This is a genomic window from Gardnerella sp. KA00255, from assembly GCF_049244095.1.
In the GTDB taxonomy this organism is placed as follows: Bacteria; Actinomycetota; Actinomycetes; order Actinomycetales; family Bifidobacteriaceae; genus Bifidobacterium; species Bifidobacterium vaginale_F.
The window spans coordinates 526,638-541,630 of sequence record NZ_CP058374.1 but is presented as its reverse complement, the minus strand read 5'-3'; the positions used below and the strand labels follow the sequence as shown (position 1 = coordinate 541,630).

The 14,993-nt window shown below is 36.7% G+C and carries 12 protein-coding genes and 1 pseudogene; 8 read left to right on the top strand and 5 right to left on the bottom strand.

What is annotated here, in order from left to right; translation table 11 throughout:
- Positions 1-40: 40 nt before the first annotated feature.
- On the bottom strand, positions 41-211 hold the full coding sequence (locus HXT51_RS02065) for a hypothetical protein (protein ID WP_000873143.1): 171 nt from the start codon (positions 209-211) through the stop codon (positions 41-43).
- A 580-nt stretch (positions 212-791) separates the two neighbouring features.
- Here HXT51_RS02065 and HXT51_RS02060 point away from each other — a divergent pair.
- Together HXT51_RS02060 and HXT51_RS02055 are read left to right on the top strand one after the other, a co-directional pair.
- A complete protein-coding gene (locus HXT51_RS02060; RefSeq protein WP_225791482.1) occupies positions 792-2,738 on the top strand; it encodes a type I restriction enzyme endonuclease domain-containing protein in 1,947 nt (648 codons plus the stop codon).
- 92 nt (positions 2,739-2,830) lie between these two features.
- Positions 2,831-3,727: a hypothetical protein gene (locus HXT51_RS02055; protein WP_004122116.1), complete on the top strand. Its 897-nt coding sequence runs from the start codon at positions 2,831-2,833 to the stop codon at positions 3,725-3,727.
- Positions 3,728-3,870: 143 nt separating this feature from the next.
- Here the strand turns inward: HXT51_RS02055 and HXT51_RS02050 are convergent.
- From HXT51_RS02050 to HXT51_RS02035, 4 genes and pseudogenes are all read right to left on the bottom strand, one after another.
- A pseudogene (locus HXT51_RS02050) lies at positions 3,871-4,071 on the bottom strand (energy-coupling factor transporter transmembrane protein EcfT); the annotation flags it as partial.
- A gap of 141 nt (positions 4,072-4,212) precedes the next feature.
- On the bottom strand, positions 4,213-4,773 hold the full coding sequence (locus tag HXT51_RS02045) for an ECF transporter S component (RefSeq protein WP_421776797.1): 561 nt from the start codon (positions 4,771-4,773) through the stop codon (positions 4,213-4,215).
- Positions 4,774-5,088: 315 nt separating this feature from the next.
- Entirely contained in the window at positions 5,089-5,415 is a 327-nt protein-coding gene (locus HXT51_RS02040) for a type II toxin-antitoxin system RelE/ParE family toxin (protein ID WP_421776664.1), read from the bottom strand.
- On the bottom strand, positions 5,402-5,674 hold the full coding sequence (locus HXT51_RS02035; RefSeq protein WP_415692133.1) for a type II toxin-antitoxin system Phd/YefM family antitoxin: 273 nt from the start codon (positions 5,672-5,674) through the stop codon (positions 5,402-5,404). Before HXT51_RS02035 ends, HXT51_RS02040 begins: the two co-directional genes overlap by 14 nt.
- A 429-nt stretch (positions 5,675-6,103) precedes the next feature.
- Between HXT51_RS02035 and HXT51_RS02030 the strand changes: the two genes are divergently transcribed.
- The 6 genes from HXT51_RS02030 to HXT51_RS02005 all read left to right on the top strand — a co-directional run bounded on the left by HXT51_RS02030 (position 6,104) and on the right by HXT51_RS02005 (position 14,689).
- Complete coding sequence (locus HXT51_RS02030; protein ID WP_415692132.1) at positions 6,104-6,694, top strand: type IV toxin-antitoxin system AbiEi family antitoxin domain-containing protein; 591 nt, start codon at positions 6,104-6,106, stop codon at positions 6,692-6,694.
- On the top strand, positions 6,691-7,548 hold the full coding sequence (locus HXT51_RS02025; protein WP_415692131.1) for a nucleotidyl transferase AbiEii/AbiGii toxin family protein: 858 nt from the start codon (positions 6,691-6,693) through the stop codon (positions 7,546-7,548). The genes HXT51_RS02030 and HXT51_RS02025 overlap by 4 nt, the downstream gene beginning before the upstream one ends.
- 306 nt (positions 7,549-7,854) lie before the next feature.
- Complete coding sequence (locus HXT51_RS02020; protein WP_421776663.1) at positions 7,855-9,117, top strand: ATP-binding protein; 1,263 nt, start codon at positions 7,855-7,857, stop codon at positions 9,115-9,117.
- Between the two features lie 477 nt (positions 9,118-9,594).
- Positions 9,595-11,202: an InlB B-repeat-containing protein gene (locus HXT51_RS02015; RefSeq protein ID WP_421776662.1), complete on the top strand. Its 1,608-nt coding sequence runs from the start codon at positions 9,595-9,597 to the stop codon at positions 11,200-11,202.
- 520 nt (positions 11,203-11,722) lie between these two features.
- Positions 11,723-13,357 (top strand): hypothetical protein, encoded by a 1,635-nt coding sequence (locus tag HXT51_RS02010; RefSeq protein WP_421776661.1) that lies wholly within the window; start codon positions 11,723-11,725, stop codon positions 13,355-13,357.
- Positions 13,358-13,747: 390 nt separating this feature from the next.
- Positions 13,748-14,689: a phosphorylase gene (locus tag HXT51_RS02005; RefSeq protein WP_421776660.1), complete on the top strand. Its 942-nt coding sequence runs from the start codon at positions 13,748-13,750 to the stop codon at positions 14,687-14,689.
- Positions 14,690-14,993: the final 304 nt, after the last annotated feature.

Sequence of the window (14,993 nt, the reverse complement as noted above, 5' to 3'; positions counted from 1 at the left end):
ACAAGATGATATGTTCAATATAAAAGTTATGGAATGAGACTCATACTTCCAATTCGATGCCAGATTTAAAGGATATGACGAAGTTTTCTTCATAGACTGTAACGCTCTGGATTATCTTCCTTAGTAGCAAGCGATTAGCTTTCACAAAATCTTCTGTTTGTAGTTTTAAAAATTCATCAGGATTTTCTAACTCAACCTCAAAATATTTCATTTTACATTCCCTCATTTCATTTATTGATAAATTGAGTTTGCAAAAAAGAGTGGACAATTTTTGTCTACTCTTAACCTTTAAAATAGTTTTTTTTTAATCGATTTGAAGTTGCCTAAATTATTACTTATTCGGTAAAATGAAGTATTGCTTTCAACAGATTTCCTTCAACTACACTTCACTTGATTCAAACAAGGTGGGTACATTTCTATTCCCACAAACTCCTTGTCAATGGAAACAAACACGTACCCACAGGGTAAATGGAAATAGAAACTGATAATTTCTAGCTATCACTTCTACTCATTCCAAAAATTTTCTCACTCTGATACTTACCCACCATAAAGCAAAAAGCCTTGCAATCAAGGCTTTCATTATCCCTTTCGTTCAAAGGTTTCTAAGCTTTTACGAGCAGAGCGACACACTCAGCGGTTCGCTATCTCCGTTCTGTCTGCGTGCTAGCACTTGTCAATCACGGACAGCTATCGCATGGGCGGAAGTAAATGCTAATCTTCGTCGTTTTACTCCTTGACTAGCAAACTTACCGCCTCAACATGCTACGTTTGTAGGTTTCACAGGAACTCCTATTGCCGAAACATATCAGACCTTTGGTCAGGAAATTGATAGATACACTATGGATCAGGCGGTCGCAGATGGACTAACTGTTTCTATTAAGTATCATCCTCGTATTGCCAAGGTGTTACTTGATAAGACCAAAGCTAAAGAAATTGAAAATTACTATAAAAAGTGTGCCGATGATGGTGCAACGTATGATGATATTGAAGCCAGTAAACGTGCAATGAGTTCTATGGAAGTTATCCTTGGCGAGCCTTCTCGCTTGGAGAGGCTTGCTATAGATATTCATGACCATTATATTTCATCTTGTGATAGTGACCCAGATAGAATTCAGAAAGCAATGATTGTCTGCTCTAGCAGAAAAATTGCATATTCACTTCTTTTGAAATTCAAGGATAAATATCCGGAATGGTTTGAAGAAAAGAAAACTCCTGACGGAGTTACTGCAACAGATGAAGAACTTAAAGAATTAAAGCCTATGCCATTTATGGCTATGGTATCGAGTGTTGGAAGTAATGATGAAGCTGAGATGTATAACTATCTTGGTGGAGTTAAAAATGATAAACGTTGCGAAGAACTGGATGCAGCCTTTAAACAGGAAAAGTCTAATTTCCATATTGTTATCGTAGTTGATATGTGGATTACGGGATTTGATGTTCCGTCACTTACATATTTATATAACGATAAGCCTTTGAAGAAGCACTTGCTGATTCAAACTATCAGTCGTGTAAACAGAAAATATCCCGGCAAAGAATATGGTATGGTTATCGACTATATTGGCATTCGCGATAATATGCGTGAGGCCATGAAGGTTTACGGTGGTGATACATCAGTTGCTCCCACATCGGATGACGTTGAGCAGGCTACCTCTGCATTCAGGGAGGAGATTGAAATACTTAAAGCACTGTTTACAGATTATGACTTAGCTCCATTCCTTAATACGAAATGTGACCCTGTTGAAAGATATAAATTACTTTCCAAAGCGGCTGAGTATGTCTTTACATCAGCACAGGTCTTGCAGACAGAAGGAAACGGAAAAACTAATCAGGTCTCATTTAAGACATATTTCTTAAAGTCTGTTAAGAGAATGAGAAGTGCTTTTGATATTTGCCAACCTTCTGGAAATCTGGGCGAAGAAGAATCTGCGCTTGCACAGTGCTTTATGGCTATAGCAGGCTTCGTTCGTAAAATGAGTGGAACCAGCGATGTTGATGCTGAAACTATGAATCTTGTGGTATCAAAGATGGTTGAAGAGGCATTAAAATACAATAAGGTAGAAAGTGTTCTTGAAAGTGGCGAGGAAGAAGATATCTTCTCTCCTGAATACTTTGAAAAATTATCAGATGTAGAAATGCCTGCTACAAAGTTAGAATTACTTATCAAAATGCTCCGTAAGCAAATAAAGGAATATGGCAGGGTTAACCAATTAGCAGCGAAATCTTTCCAAGAAATGATTGAAAAGACTATTGATGAGTACCATGAAAGACGTAAGCACCTTACTGCTGAAGAAGCCGGGGCAACACAGGAAGCTGCCTCAGAAGATATTATTAAGGCTGCAACTGAACAAGCTTTAGTGATACTTCGTCAGATGAACGAAAATCGTGAGAGTTTCCGTAAAATAGGATTAACCTTTGAAGAAAAGGCATTCTATGATATTTTGATTGCTCTTCGTGACCAGTATAAGTTTGAATATGGCATTGACAAAGAAGTTAACGGTGTTGTGATAAACGATAAATGCAAGACACTTGCTAAAAAAGTTAAGGAAATAATAGATACCGAGTCTTCATTTGTGGACTGGCTCAACAATCAGAATGTGCGTAATCAGTTAAAATTGAAGATAAAGATTTGTTTGGTTAAGAACGGCTATCCGCCACAGTATAGTCCTGAAGTGTTCACAAAGGTGATGGAGCAGGTAGAAAATTTTGAGGAGCATTCTGAAACAACTTCAGAAAGTTAGATTATTCCTTTTCCTTATTGCTTCTATGTGAAGAACTATGATGTTTGCTGAGAATAGTGCCCTATATGGTAGAAAGAAGGATGGTGAATAACATGGGAAGTATTGTTTTAGAATTACAGAATGAAATTGTGTCATCAAATTGCGATGTTGTTAATATATTACGCAAAGCACATTTGATTGCATCAAAATTAAAGCTTGCTGATTTTGATCAATGGATTCAACACGAATTAAATGGTTATCCTGACCCAGAATCTTGCCCTGAGTATAGAAAGGTTCGTGGAAGTTTAAAAACTTTCAATCCTTATCGCGGTTGGATTCCAACCTCAATACAGGATAATGAATACGAAAAAAAGATTTGTGAAAGAAAGTTAGTAAATTCAATTTCTGAAATCATTTCTTTATGTCAGTCCTCAGGAAATGTATTAACTTTAGATTTTTCAGGCGAACAACTTGCATTGTTTGATAAAATGGCTGATTCGCTACTTCCAATGGATTATGCATTACATGTACCTACAACTGCAGTTAAAGACATTGAAGAAAAAGTCAAAAATACTATTTTAGAATGGACATTGAAATTAGAATCGGAAGGTATTGTAGGGGAAAATATGGTTTTCTCTGAGACTGAAAAAGAATCCGCAGTGAACATGCCGCAAACCGTGAATAATTATTACGGGAATACAAGTGTGATCAATTCGCCATCCGATAATGTACAGATAGTGTCTGGAAGTGAGAATACAGTTACATTTTCCTATGATAAAGTTAAGGATGTAGTTGATGCCGTTGAAAAAAGTATTAGTGAATCTGATTTATCAAAAGAGGATATAGAAACCGCAACAGAATTATTAGCTGACATCAAATTAAAAATTGAAGAAGAGAAGAAACCGCATATTTTAAAATCAGCATTGGTTGGACTAAAAGACTTTTTAATTAATACAGGTGCCAGCGTTACTGCAGTGTTAATACAAGCTCAAATACAAGGTTTGTTCTAAAAATCTCAAATACTATTTCGGTATCTGAGTATAAGAAAACGGCCACACAGAGTATCTCTACTCTTGTATGGTCGTTTTATTTCTTATGTTCCCGCTTAAAGGCTTTCAGTTGGTTTTCTTTTAATCCCTTACTGAACACTCCTTTGTATTACGATTTTTATTTTTGCTAGGACTTTTGACGTTGCAAGTAATATCAGGCTCAAAATAATGAAGGAAATGAAAGAAGCATAGCCGCCAATCAAACTTGGTGTACTCATGGCACATATTATGTATGCAAGTTTGCTTTTTGCAGATAGACCGTTTAGAAACGAGTGCTTATCTTCAAATAGGCTGATGCTTTTCATGCTATCCCGTCTTATTGTGATTATTCTAAAAATTAGTGTTTGCGCTAAAACTTAGTGTTTACGCTAAAAATTAACGTTTGCGCTATTTATGTGATTTAAGTGATATATGGATTTACGGATTTATGTGATGGCGATAAACGTTTATTTCTTAAGGCTTTCATAATTAGATCCGAGATCTTCATCATCAGATTGATAAATAGCTATTAAACTCTTAGGAAGAACTTTATAAATTCCAGCTGCTATGAATAAAACAACAATCTTATCTGGTATATCTATAACAAGCTCATCTACGAATGATGCAAAGAATCCTTTGGAACCCATTGCTGCGAAAACAGCGTCACCCCAAACGTTTCCAGTTGTACCGCCCCAATAAATCATGTTTAGAGGTGTAGAAATGATTACGGATATAGCTGCAACGATAAGACTCGTTATAAGAATGTGATGCCATTTGCTCATATATTTTAATCGCGCCGCAATTCCAACGCTTACGCCAATTGCAGCAGCTGTGATGCCATAAACTGTAGAAATGGAATCAGCCGTTAAGCCGTAAATAATATGAGTCAAAAATCCAGTAATTCCGCCTACAACTGGGCCTGCTAAGCATGCTGAAATGCAAGTGCCCAATGAGCCAAGCCAAAGAGGTAGCTTTAGCATGCTGGCGAAGAGTTTTGCAACATAATTTATGCCAATTGCGGCTGGTATTAGTACGAGTGAAGCGGTAGTTAATTTAACGCTCTAAATATTCCTTACTTTCTTTGTCATTTTATGACTTCCTTTCAGTTAAGGAGTAAATTAACGATTATTATACGCTTTGAGAAATGTTATTAAAGTAGTTGAAAATTAATGTGTTATAAATTGTTATATTGTTTATTTTGTGTTATTTTAACTGATTCTTTATTATTTGTTTTGTATTAAATTTTTGCGGAAAATAATCACAGATATATAACTTCTCTATCAAAATTAAAGTGGTTATTATTCAACTATTCCAAATTTAACTATTCAAAATATAGATTCAATTTACAGTATGTCAGCCCAGTTTTGTCTAGCATGAAGTATTCTATGCACCATAACCGTTTTGTTCTCTTCGCAAATTTTATAGAAGATCACATATTTTTTAACGAAACATCTTCTAAAGTTTTTACTACTCAGGTAATCATCGTTCACCAATCGGTATCGATAAGGCATTGTAGATAGGCTTGAAACAGTGGCTTCTACGTTATCGAGGAATTCGGATGCTGTAATTGGCGAGTCTAGATTGTGCGCAATGTAATGAACTATGTCTTGCAAATCTTTATGGTAACTTTGCGAAACGATTATTGTGTATTTTGGGTTACTTTGCGCCATTGTTGAGTTCTTCTCTTAAGTTTCGCATTGATTCTTCAAAAGATAATGTGCGATTGTTGCTGAAATCAGACTCGCTTTGATCAAGTAAGCTGCATAGTTCGTATTTGCTCATGAACTTGTTGAATAAGTCGATGCTCATTACGGCTAAGTCTCCGCGACCGTTTTTTGTAATGAAAACTGGTTCTTTTGTTTCGTGGCAGAATGTTGATATCTCGTTGTAGTTATTGCGTAAATCTGTGCTTGACTTAATAGTTGGCATCGTGCGAGTCCTTTGAGATGATTGTTATTTTGTTATTTTGTTATTCTGTTATTCTGTTATTTTGTTATTTTGGTATTCTGTTATTTTTGGTTTTGGTTATTTTATTATTTTTTTTTGAATTTGCTTATCGAGTTTTTGAATTAGCTTGTATGGTCTTGTTTTATGTGCATAAATGAAATATTAACTTAGTTTAATGTAATCTAAAGATATTATATGATTATTTCTTTAGATTATTGTCTTAGATTATTGCCTCTATGGTTTTGATTTTCGTAATTACAGTAGCCATTAAGTGCAAAATTGCAGCGATTGGCTACTTTGCGGTTTGGCTATTTTGTTATTTGCAACTTTGAGATTTACTTGCGTATTTGATACGTTTATGCTGATATAATATATGAAATCAGCGTAAACATGTCATAAAGTAGGTGGGCAATGCTAAGAAATCAATTGCGCAATTACATAGAGAAAAAGCAAGTTTTAAGCATTGATAGTGCCGTCAAAGAACTTGGAATTAGCCCGTCTAGTGTTTATCGATTTATTAAAGATGAAAGCTTAGAACGCGTATCAAAAGGTGTTTACGTTAAGAGCAATTTGTGGAATGATGAGATGAATTTATTGTCAAAGCGCACATCTGTTGCTGTTTTTTCACATGAATCTGCCCTTCTTTTACATAATTTGACTGATAGAGAACCTTCTTCTTTAACAGTGACTGTTCCGTCAACTTATAATGCAAGTAGTCTAACTAAGACTGGTGTTAGAGTGTTTTATATAAAACCAGATTTTTTAGGAATTGGTAAGACAAATATTATGTCGCTTGAAGGTAATCTTGTACCTTCTTATGATTTAGAGCGCACAATTTGCGATATTTTGCGTTCTCGTTCTCAAATAGATGCACAGGTTGTATTTGGTGCGTTAAAAGCTTATGTTAAAAGAAGGGATAAGCGACTTGATATACTGAGTGATTACGCTAAAAAATTTAGGGTTTCAAAGTTGATATCACAATATTTGGGGGTGTTATTATGAGAATGAAGGATGCTAATCAGCTTAAAGCAAAAATAAAGAATGTTGCACTCCAAAAGGGTGTAGATCCTCGAGTGCTAATGCGCGTATATATGATGGAGCGTTTTTTAGATCGTGTTTCTCGCTCGCGCTATAAAGACAATTTTGTTCTAAAAGGTGGAATGCTGATTTCTTATCTTGTTGGCGTAAATCTTCGTACGACAATGGATATTGATACAACTATGCAAAATATTTCTCTTAGTGAAGATGATGTGCGCATTTTTATATCAGATGTAATATCTATTAATATTGATGACGGTGTTAAATTTACGCTACAAACACTTGATTCTATTATGCAAGAATCTGACTATCCAGGGGTACGAGCTAGCCTAGTTGCAGATTTTGATGGTACAAAAACTCCTGTTAAAATCGATATTTCAACTGGGCATGCTATTACTCCATCTGCTATGGAAGCAGAATTGCCTTTAATGTTTTCAGAATCTATCTCTTTGTTGACTTATCCAATTGCAACGATTTTAGCGGAAAAGTTGCAAACAATTCTTGTGAGGGAAGAATTTAACACTAGAATGCGAGATTTTTATGATTTGCATGCTCTTAGAGTGTCTCAAGGGGATAGCGCTTTTAAGAGAGAAGAGATAGCTCAAGCTTTTTACGCTACTTCTCAAACGAGAGATACCCTTTATTTACTTAGTAACGTGAATGAAATTTTCGATAGGATTAAAGATAGTGAAGTGTTGAGAATAAAGTGGAAGGATTATCAAAGAAAAGCGCCTTGGGCTAAAAGTCTTTTGTGGGAAGAAATAATGCAAGATATGAATTTCTTTTTGATGTTCTTTCATAATGAGATTGTAGATTAAGTTATTTTATTATTTGAATAACTTTTCTAAATCGTCTGGAATCTTGTTTTAGTAGCCAATCGTTGTAAATTTGCAGCGATTGGCTACATTGGGATATTGAGAGTTTAAATTATCCAGATTATAATAGTGGCCATTAGGTGCAAAATTGCAGCGATTGGCTACTTTGGGATTGGCTAGTTATGCATACTTGTTGCAGTGCTTGCGGAAAGATTTGTGTAACGACAGTAGCAATAAAAAGATTTGCATAACAATAAGAGCTTTGTGCTGCCGCGCGTTTGCACAATACTTATTGAAAGGATGCTAAATATGCCTGTTAAAGAAATAAAAAGAGACTATTATATCCAAAAGCTCGATTCGGCGAAAAATAATGGTCTTATCAAGGTAATATCTGGCATGCGCAGATGCGGTAAAACGTATATTTTAATGAAACTATTTTATGACCATTTGATTGCGGATGGTGTAGAAGATGATCATATTATTCGCATAGCATTGGACGATAGAAGAAATAAAGACTTGCGTGATCCTGATAATATTCTTGCGCATGTTGATGAGCTTCTGAAAGACGATAAGATATACTATCTGTTTATTGATGAAGTTCAAATGATGGACGATTTTGTAGATGTGCTTAATAGTTTTCTGCATATTAGTAATCTAGATGTTTACGTTAGCGGTAGTAATTCTAAATTCCTTTCGTCGGATATAGTTACAGAATTTAGAGGAAGAAGCGATCAGATTAGAATTTATCCTCTTTCGTTTTCTGAATTCATGTCTATTAATGAAAAAGATGAGCGAGATGCTTGGGAAGAATATTGGAGATTTGGTGGTCTTCCTCAAGTTGTTTTAATGGAAAGCGATGAGCAAAAACGCGAGTTCCTTCAATCAGTTTTTGAAAACACTTATAAAAGAGATATTCTTGATCGTCATGCAATACGGAAAAGAAGTGAACTTGATGATGTTACTAGAGTAATCGCTTCATCTATTGGCGCTTTAACTAGCACTAGAAAAATCGTCCAAACGTTTAAATCTGTTTCACAGGTTTCGACTACAAGAACGACTGTTGAGAGATATATCTCTTATTTAGAAGATTCGTTCCTTTTAGAGAGTGCTATTCGATATGACATTAAAGGCAGAAAGTATATAGGTAGTCCTGTGAAGTATTATTTTACGGATCTTGGTGTGAGGAATGCGTTGCTTGGCTTTAGGCAGATGGAAGAAACTCACATAATGGAAAATGTTATTTACAATGAGTTAAAACGTCTTGGTTACAAGGTGGATGTTGGTAGTGTGCAAGTTAGTGAAGTGAATAAAAATGGTAAATCAGTTCGCAAACAAACGGAAGTTGATTTTGTTGTAAATATGGCAGATCAAAGATTTTATATTCAATCTGCACTTGCGTTACCTACTAGAGAGAAGACGTTGCAAGAAGAGAAATCTTTGATGAATATTAGTGATGCGTTCCGTAAGATTATTCTTGTTGGTGGGAGCGTAAAGCCTTGGCATACTGATGAAGGCGTTCTTGTATTGGGATTGCTGAATTTCCTTCTTAATCCTGAAACTATTTACATGTAAGGATTTGTGATTTTTACAGCTGAGATGGCGCAAGTAGCCATTAGGTGCAAAATTGCAGCGATTGGCTACTTTGTGGGTTGGCTACTTTGTGGGTTTAGGTATTTGCAGCGATTGGCCAGAGTGTGTTTTGAGAGTTTATATAACACTAGAATTTAATGGGTCTGTTTGTTATAATTCCGCATGTTAATTCGGTAACGGAGGTTGACAAACTGAGATTATGAAAAATATAATCCTCGACAGACAGACAGACAGACAGACAGACAGACAGACAGACAGACAGACAGACAGTGTGATGCTGTCTTTTTTGTGACATAATTTTTTATAATTTTCACTACTTTATGCCTTATTTATTTTGCATTGAAATAGGTGAGTGGTTCTGCATATTTATATGCATTTTAGCGTGATTTACTCTATATAAATTTTCGAAATTAATAAAAATTATTATTGCGATAATTGTTAGTTTGGTTTGAAATGAAAATGAATAATAAAAGAATAAAAAAAGTTATTAGTCTAGTAGTCGCTTTTGTAGCTACGATTGGACTTTTTGCGGGGGCAGCGACCGCACAGGCTGCTGATACAGTAACTGCAGGCGTAAAGAAATATCCGTTTTTACTTGATATGGACATTGCCCAAGATCCTAGGTTTGGTCACATTCATCCAGGTGCTACAGGGCAACTCGAATCAAATATTGAAAGCATGTGGAAAAATCTTCCGATAACCGTCGAGGATGAAAAGGGAAATAAAACCACAGTACCCAACAAGCTAGAATCTAACTTTCAGCGTTTTGTTGGCAATTTTGCAGAAGGGCAAAAACTAACAATCACTATTGATACTGGTAAAATTCCCAAGGGCTATCATATTTCTTATGATAGGGATCGTACATATATTCATTCGGAAAACGGCTATATTTCTCCAGAAAATGGCTACTTTAAATTCACCGTTAAATATGAACTCGACAATGGTAAGCCTATACCTCTGCGGATTTCGTTTGGCAAATTGAACGTGAAATTCGATCTTCAGGGCGGAAATATTGGCGGTAAAACAGATGCAATCACAAATACAGTAAAAACAGATAATACGGTTGATTTCCCAGCTAACCCAACAAAAGAGAATCTAGTGTTTGGTGGATGGTATACCGAGTTTCCTGATATTGAGTATTATCGGGATCATAACATGGTAGGCACGCGTCGCTATTGGACCAATAAGTCCCTATTTTCGGATACCAGCTGTGACTTGCCGCAGTGGAATGATAAGATTTTAGATCCTTTGGGTGACTATCAATTTTTACTTCGCGCACAGTGGAATGCAAAAGTTTCGTTTGATGCAAACGGCGGAGCGTTTCGCAATGGAAAACAAAAAATAAGTGCTTTAAGACGGCAAGGTTTGAAGGTTAAACTATTAAATGCTCCTACGCGCGAAGATTATCAGTTCTTAAACTGGGTGGATGCTGCTGGTAAAGCCTACAAGCCTGATGATATGTATGCGTTGAATGCTAATACTGCGTTTACTGCTCAGTGGAAGCAGATTCGAAGCATTGTTACATTCAAGGATGGCGATAAGACTCAAACGGTAAAGGTGGAAACTGGTAAGGCTATTGATTCTGATGCGTTAACTGATCAGTCAATGCCTAAGAATCCAACTAAAGATGGCTACACGTTTAAAGAGTGGAATACTAAGGCGGATGGTAAAGGTACTGCGTTTACTGGTAAAACCACAGTAAATAGTGATACGACTGTATATGCCATTTTTACGAAGAATCCTGTGCCAAATCCGAATCCGAAACCAACACCAAAACCGGCACCTACTATAAATCCAATTTTGCCTGCACCTTTTGAGCCTGAACCAGGGCTGGAGGATCCAGTGCAAGTTCCTGAATCTCAAACTCCGGAACCTGTGAATAAGATAGCACATGAATCTGTGAAATCGCCTGTTTCTGGTCAGAAGGCTGAAAAGCATGTTCCAGCTTTGCCTAAGACTGGTGAGCCAGCTTCGGTTGTTGCACTGATTTCGGCTTTAGGTTTTGCTATTGCCAGTTTCGCTGTTGTGCGATTGAGGAGAATATTTGAAGCAAAATCCAGAAGATAATTAGCGTTTACTTGTGTAAGTTGAAATTTTACGTGCTTTTATAAGGTTTAGTAAAGTCTTATGAAGTAAACGCGAGGCGGCCTTGACTAAGTTGATAGTTAAGGCCGTTTTTGTGTTTATACTCACGATTTTGTGAACTTACATACAGTGTGCTTACATGCCGTACGAATTCACAAAATTTGGAACGGCTAGATTGAGTCAGAATTAGCAATCGTAGACACGCGCGCAGTATGGTTTCTGCGTTATGGTCAGATTTTGGCTATCTTTCGACACTGGTGCAGATTGCGTACTGCGTTGGTGCGAATTCTGTTTGGCGCAATTAGCCATTAAGTGCAAAATTGCAGCGATCGGCTACTTTGTGGTGATATGACCTGCTTTTTCGCTACATTTTAAGGAATTGTGTTGTTGCTTGCAGTGTTTTCTTTGATTTAAAATTTTGCAGAATAAATCTTAGAAAAATCTATATTTATTTAATGTTTATGTGTAATTTAGATTGTATAGATTTAGAGAAAAGGTAGAGATGGAACAGTTTAATCAGAATGGCTCGAATGATATAGATAACTATGAATCGAATGAGCAGAATCAGACAAATCCAAACAATGATAATGGCTTACATGATCAAGGTGAATCGGTTGCTGTGAATAATAGCGTGAATAATAGTGCGAATAATAGCAATGGCAATGATAGGTATCAGCAGAATCAGCCATCTCAGAATCAGCAGTATCAACAGAACCAGTATCAGCAATCTCAGTATGCTCATAATCAAAACTGGTATGGACAATATCCTAATCAATATCAAAATTCACAATATCAAAATTCGCAATATTATAATAATCAAGAATATGTGAATAATCAGTACAATCAAAATGCCAATAATTTTTCGGCTCAATATCCAGACAATTATACTGTAAATTCGAATGGCACGGGTTCGTATTCTTCCGATTATGTAAAGCAGTCTGCTCCATATAATGCAATGAACGCGGGCAGTTCCAACGTTGTGCACGACAATACGCAAAAAAAGAAGCAATTGCAAAAGTGGCAGGAATCGCTTAATGCCTTCATTATGCTTGGCATTGTGTGTGTTGTAGTGATAGTTGGATTTACTATGTTTAAGGGGCCGCGCGAGTTTATCTGTGGGACGACTAATTATATTATCAACTTTATTCAGGGGCGCGATGAAAACGGCATTCCCCAAAAAGACTACTCTACTTGGTCGCGCAAGGATTTAGAAGGTAAGGGGCTTGGGCTGCGTCCGTATGATCCAAAAACAGATGAAGATAAATTTGATAATAAAGGCTTTGAGCGAGACCTCAATATGCCGAAGGATTATTCGACACCTTCTGTAATAGAATCCGAAGAAGATGCTGGAGGGCAAGTGGGCCCGATTCTTAAGAATAGAGTCGCTAATAACAAGCAGGATGAACAACAGCTATTTAATCTCTATAAATTTTATTGCACAAATGAAGCAGATTATTCTAAATCTAAAGATATAATTACTCATCATAAATACAGTACAAAAGGTCAGGCTGATTTTATTGGTTTATTAAGCAAAAGTCAATTTGGCGATAATACGATGTGTGTCGAAAAGGATGATGGTACACGTGAGCCCTCTGGGCGTACTGTTTGGGAACCTATTCTTTTGTCATATAGTGACCAGAATAGAAATAAGCCGACATACGTCGATAAAAATGGTAACGCAGTTGACTATTACAAGTCGGCTCACCGCGATAGCCTGATGAGTGTAGCTAGATACATGCTTTACGAACAGGGTTTTGAAAGAACAACAGTAACACCTGGTGGTGTTGTTGGTATTGTTGATGTTCCGGATTCATCAGAAGATGACTACTATGGATATAGAATCTATCAATTAGTTATACCGTCAAAAGATAACCCTAATAAATTCGATGTGTTTATTTACGCGATTCACTTGAAAAGCTACCTTGATCATTCTGAAGACAAATATGTTTTAGTATTTAACCCATTTTTATCTGTTGAGCAGGCAATTGTATTGCGTGACACCAATAAGCATATTCTGCCATTCCGTGTAGTTATTCACGATATTGATCGACCGTTGAACAATACTCCGACTAATGATGATAGATATAATACAGAATTGTTGAAAGTAATGAAAAAATTTGGCATAAAAATTAAGTAGTACCTTACTACTAGAAAATTATCGCTGTCGTGTGATTTTTGCTACATGCCTGAGAGTTGTTCTTTGTGCTTTCAACGCGAGCGAGGTCTGTCTTCGTTTCTACTAGCGAAGGCAGTGCTGATTTTGGGATTGGTTATTTGCAGCGATTGGCCACTTTGTGGGTTTGGCTACTTTGTGGGTTTAGGTATTTGCAGCGATTGGCTACTTTAGAATTGTCTGACTGTTGGGTTGGCTACGTTCTGGGTTGTGTCGATGAAGAAAATTGCCGCAAATGGCAAAAATCTTCATTTCGATTAGAAACTTTGTGATTTTTGTGCGATAATGCGCATGCTGGTATGTAAAATTGAATGGCTTATATGACGGAGCTGATTGTATTACGGAGCTGATTGTATGACAGAATATGATTTGCCGATTTTAGAGTATGATTCCAATAAAAGTGCAGTTTTAATGCCAAATCACGATGATATTGCTGTTCAGCTACCATCTAAAGCGGTTTTTGCTTTTTTGGGCGATGAAATCGATAAGTATGCTTTAAGTAAGAAAGCTACGGTTGTAACAAATTTTGAATCTGCAACTAAAGTGTATCCGATATATGTTTTGGAAGAAAAAGTAAAGAAAAAACTAGGGGATAACGTAAGGGGAAATGTAAAGAAAAATTCAGAGGAGAATTCAGACGAAAAAGTAGGGGAGAAAGTAGGGGATAAAGCAGACGAAAAGTTAGACGAAAAGTTAGACGAAAAAGTAGGAGATAAAGTAAGAGAAAATACAAACAGTGAAGTAGTAGAAGAAACGCAAAAAATCTGCTTAGTACAGGCTCCAGTTGGCGCTCCTGCCGCTGTTCAGATCTTAGATTGGTTGATTTCTTACGGCGTTAGGGAAGTTGTTAGTGCTGGTTCTTGCGGATCGCTAGTTGATTATGCGGAAAACGTTTTTCTGGTTCCGTATAAAGCTTTAAGGGATGAGGGGACTTCTTATCATTATTTGCCTCCAAGTCGTTATGTTGATGTTTCAGAGCGTTCGAGGCGTGCTATTTTGCAAACTTTGCAGGCGCATAATTTGCCTTATCATGAAGTTAAAACGTGGACTACGGATGGATTTTTCCGTGAGACTAAGACGAAAGTTGCTAATCGTAAGCAGGAGGGATGCGCGGTTGTTGAAATGGAGTGTTCTGCTTTAGCGGCTTGTGCGCAAATGCGTGGGATTGTATGGGGTGAGATTCTTTATACTGCAGATACGTTGCACGATGTTGAAAATTACGATGAGCGTAATTGGGGCGGAGACTCTAAAGCTTATGCGCTTGAGCTTTGTATTGAAGCTGCGTTGCGTATTTGATTTTTGCGATCTAAGTAAACAAAATCAAGAACCCTTCCCCGATTTTGTTTACCAATATGCCCAATAAGTAAACAAAATCAAGAACCCTTCCCCGATTTTGTTTACCAATATGCCCAATAAGTAAACAAAATCAAGAACCCTTCCCTGATTTTGTTTACCAATATGCCCAATAAGTAAACAAAATCAAGAACCCTTCCCCGATTTTGTGTACTTATGTACCCTCTAAGTCCACAAAATCAAGAACGTTTCCCCTATTTTGTGTACTTATGTACCCTCTATGTCCACAAAATCAAGAACGTTTCCA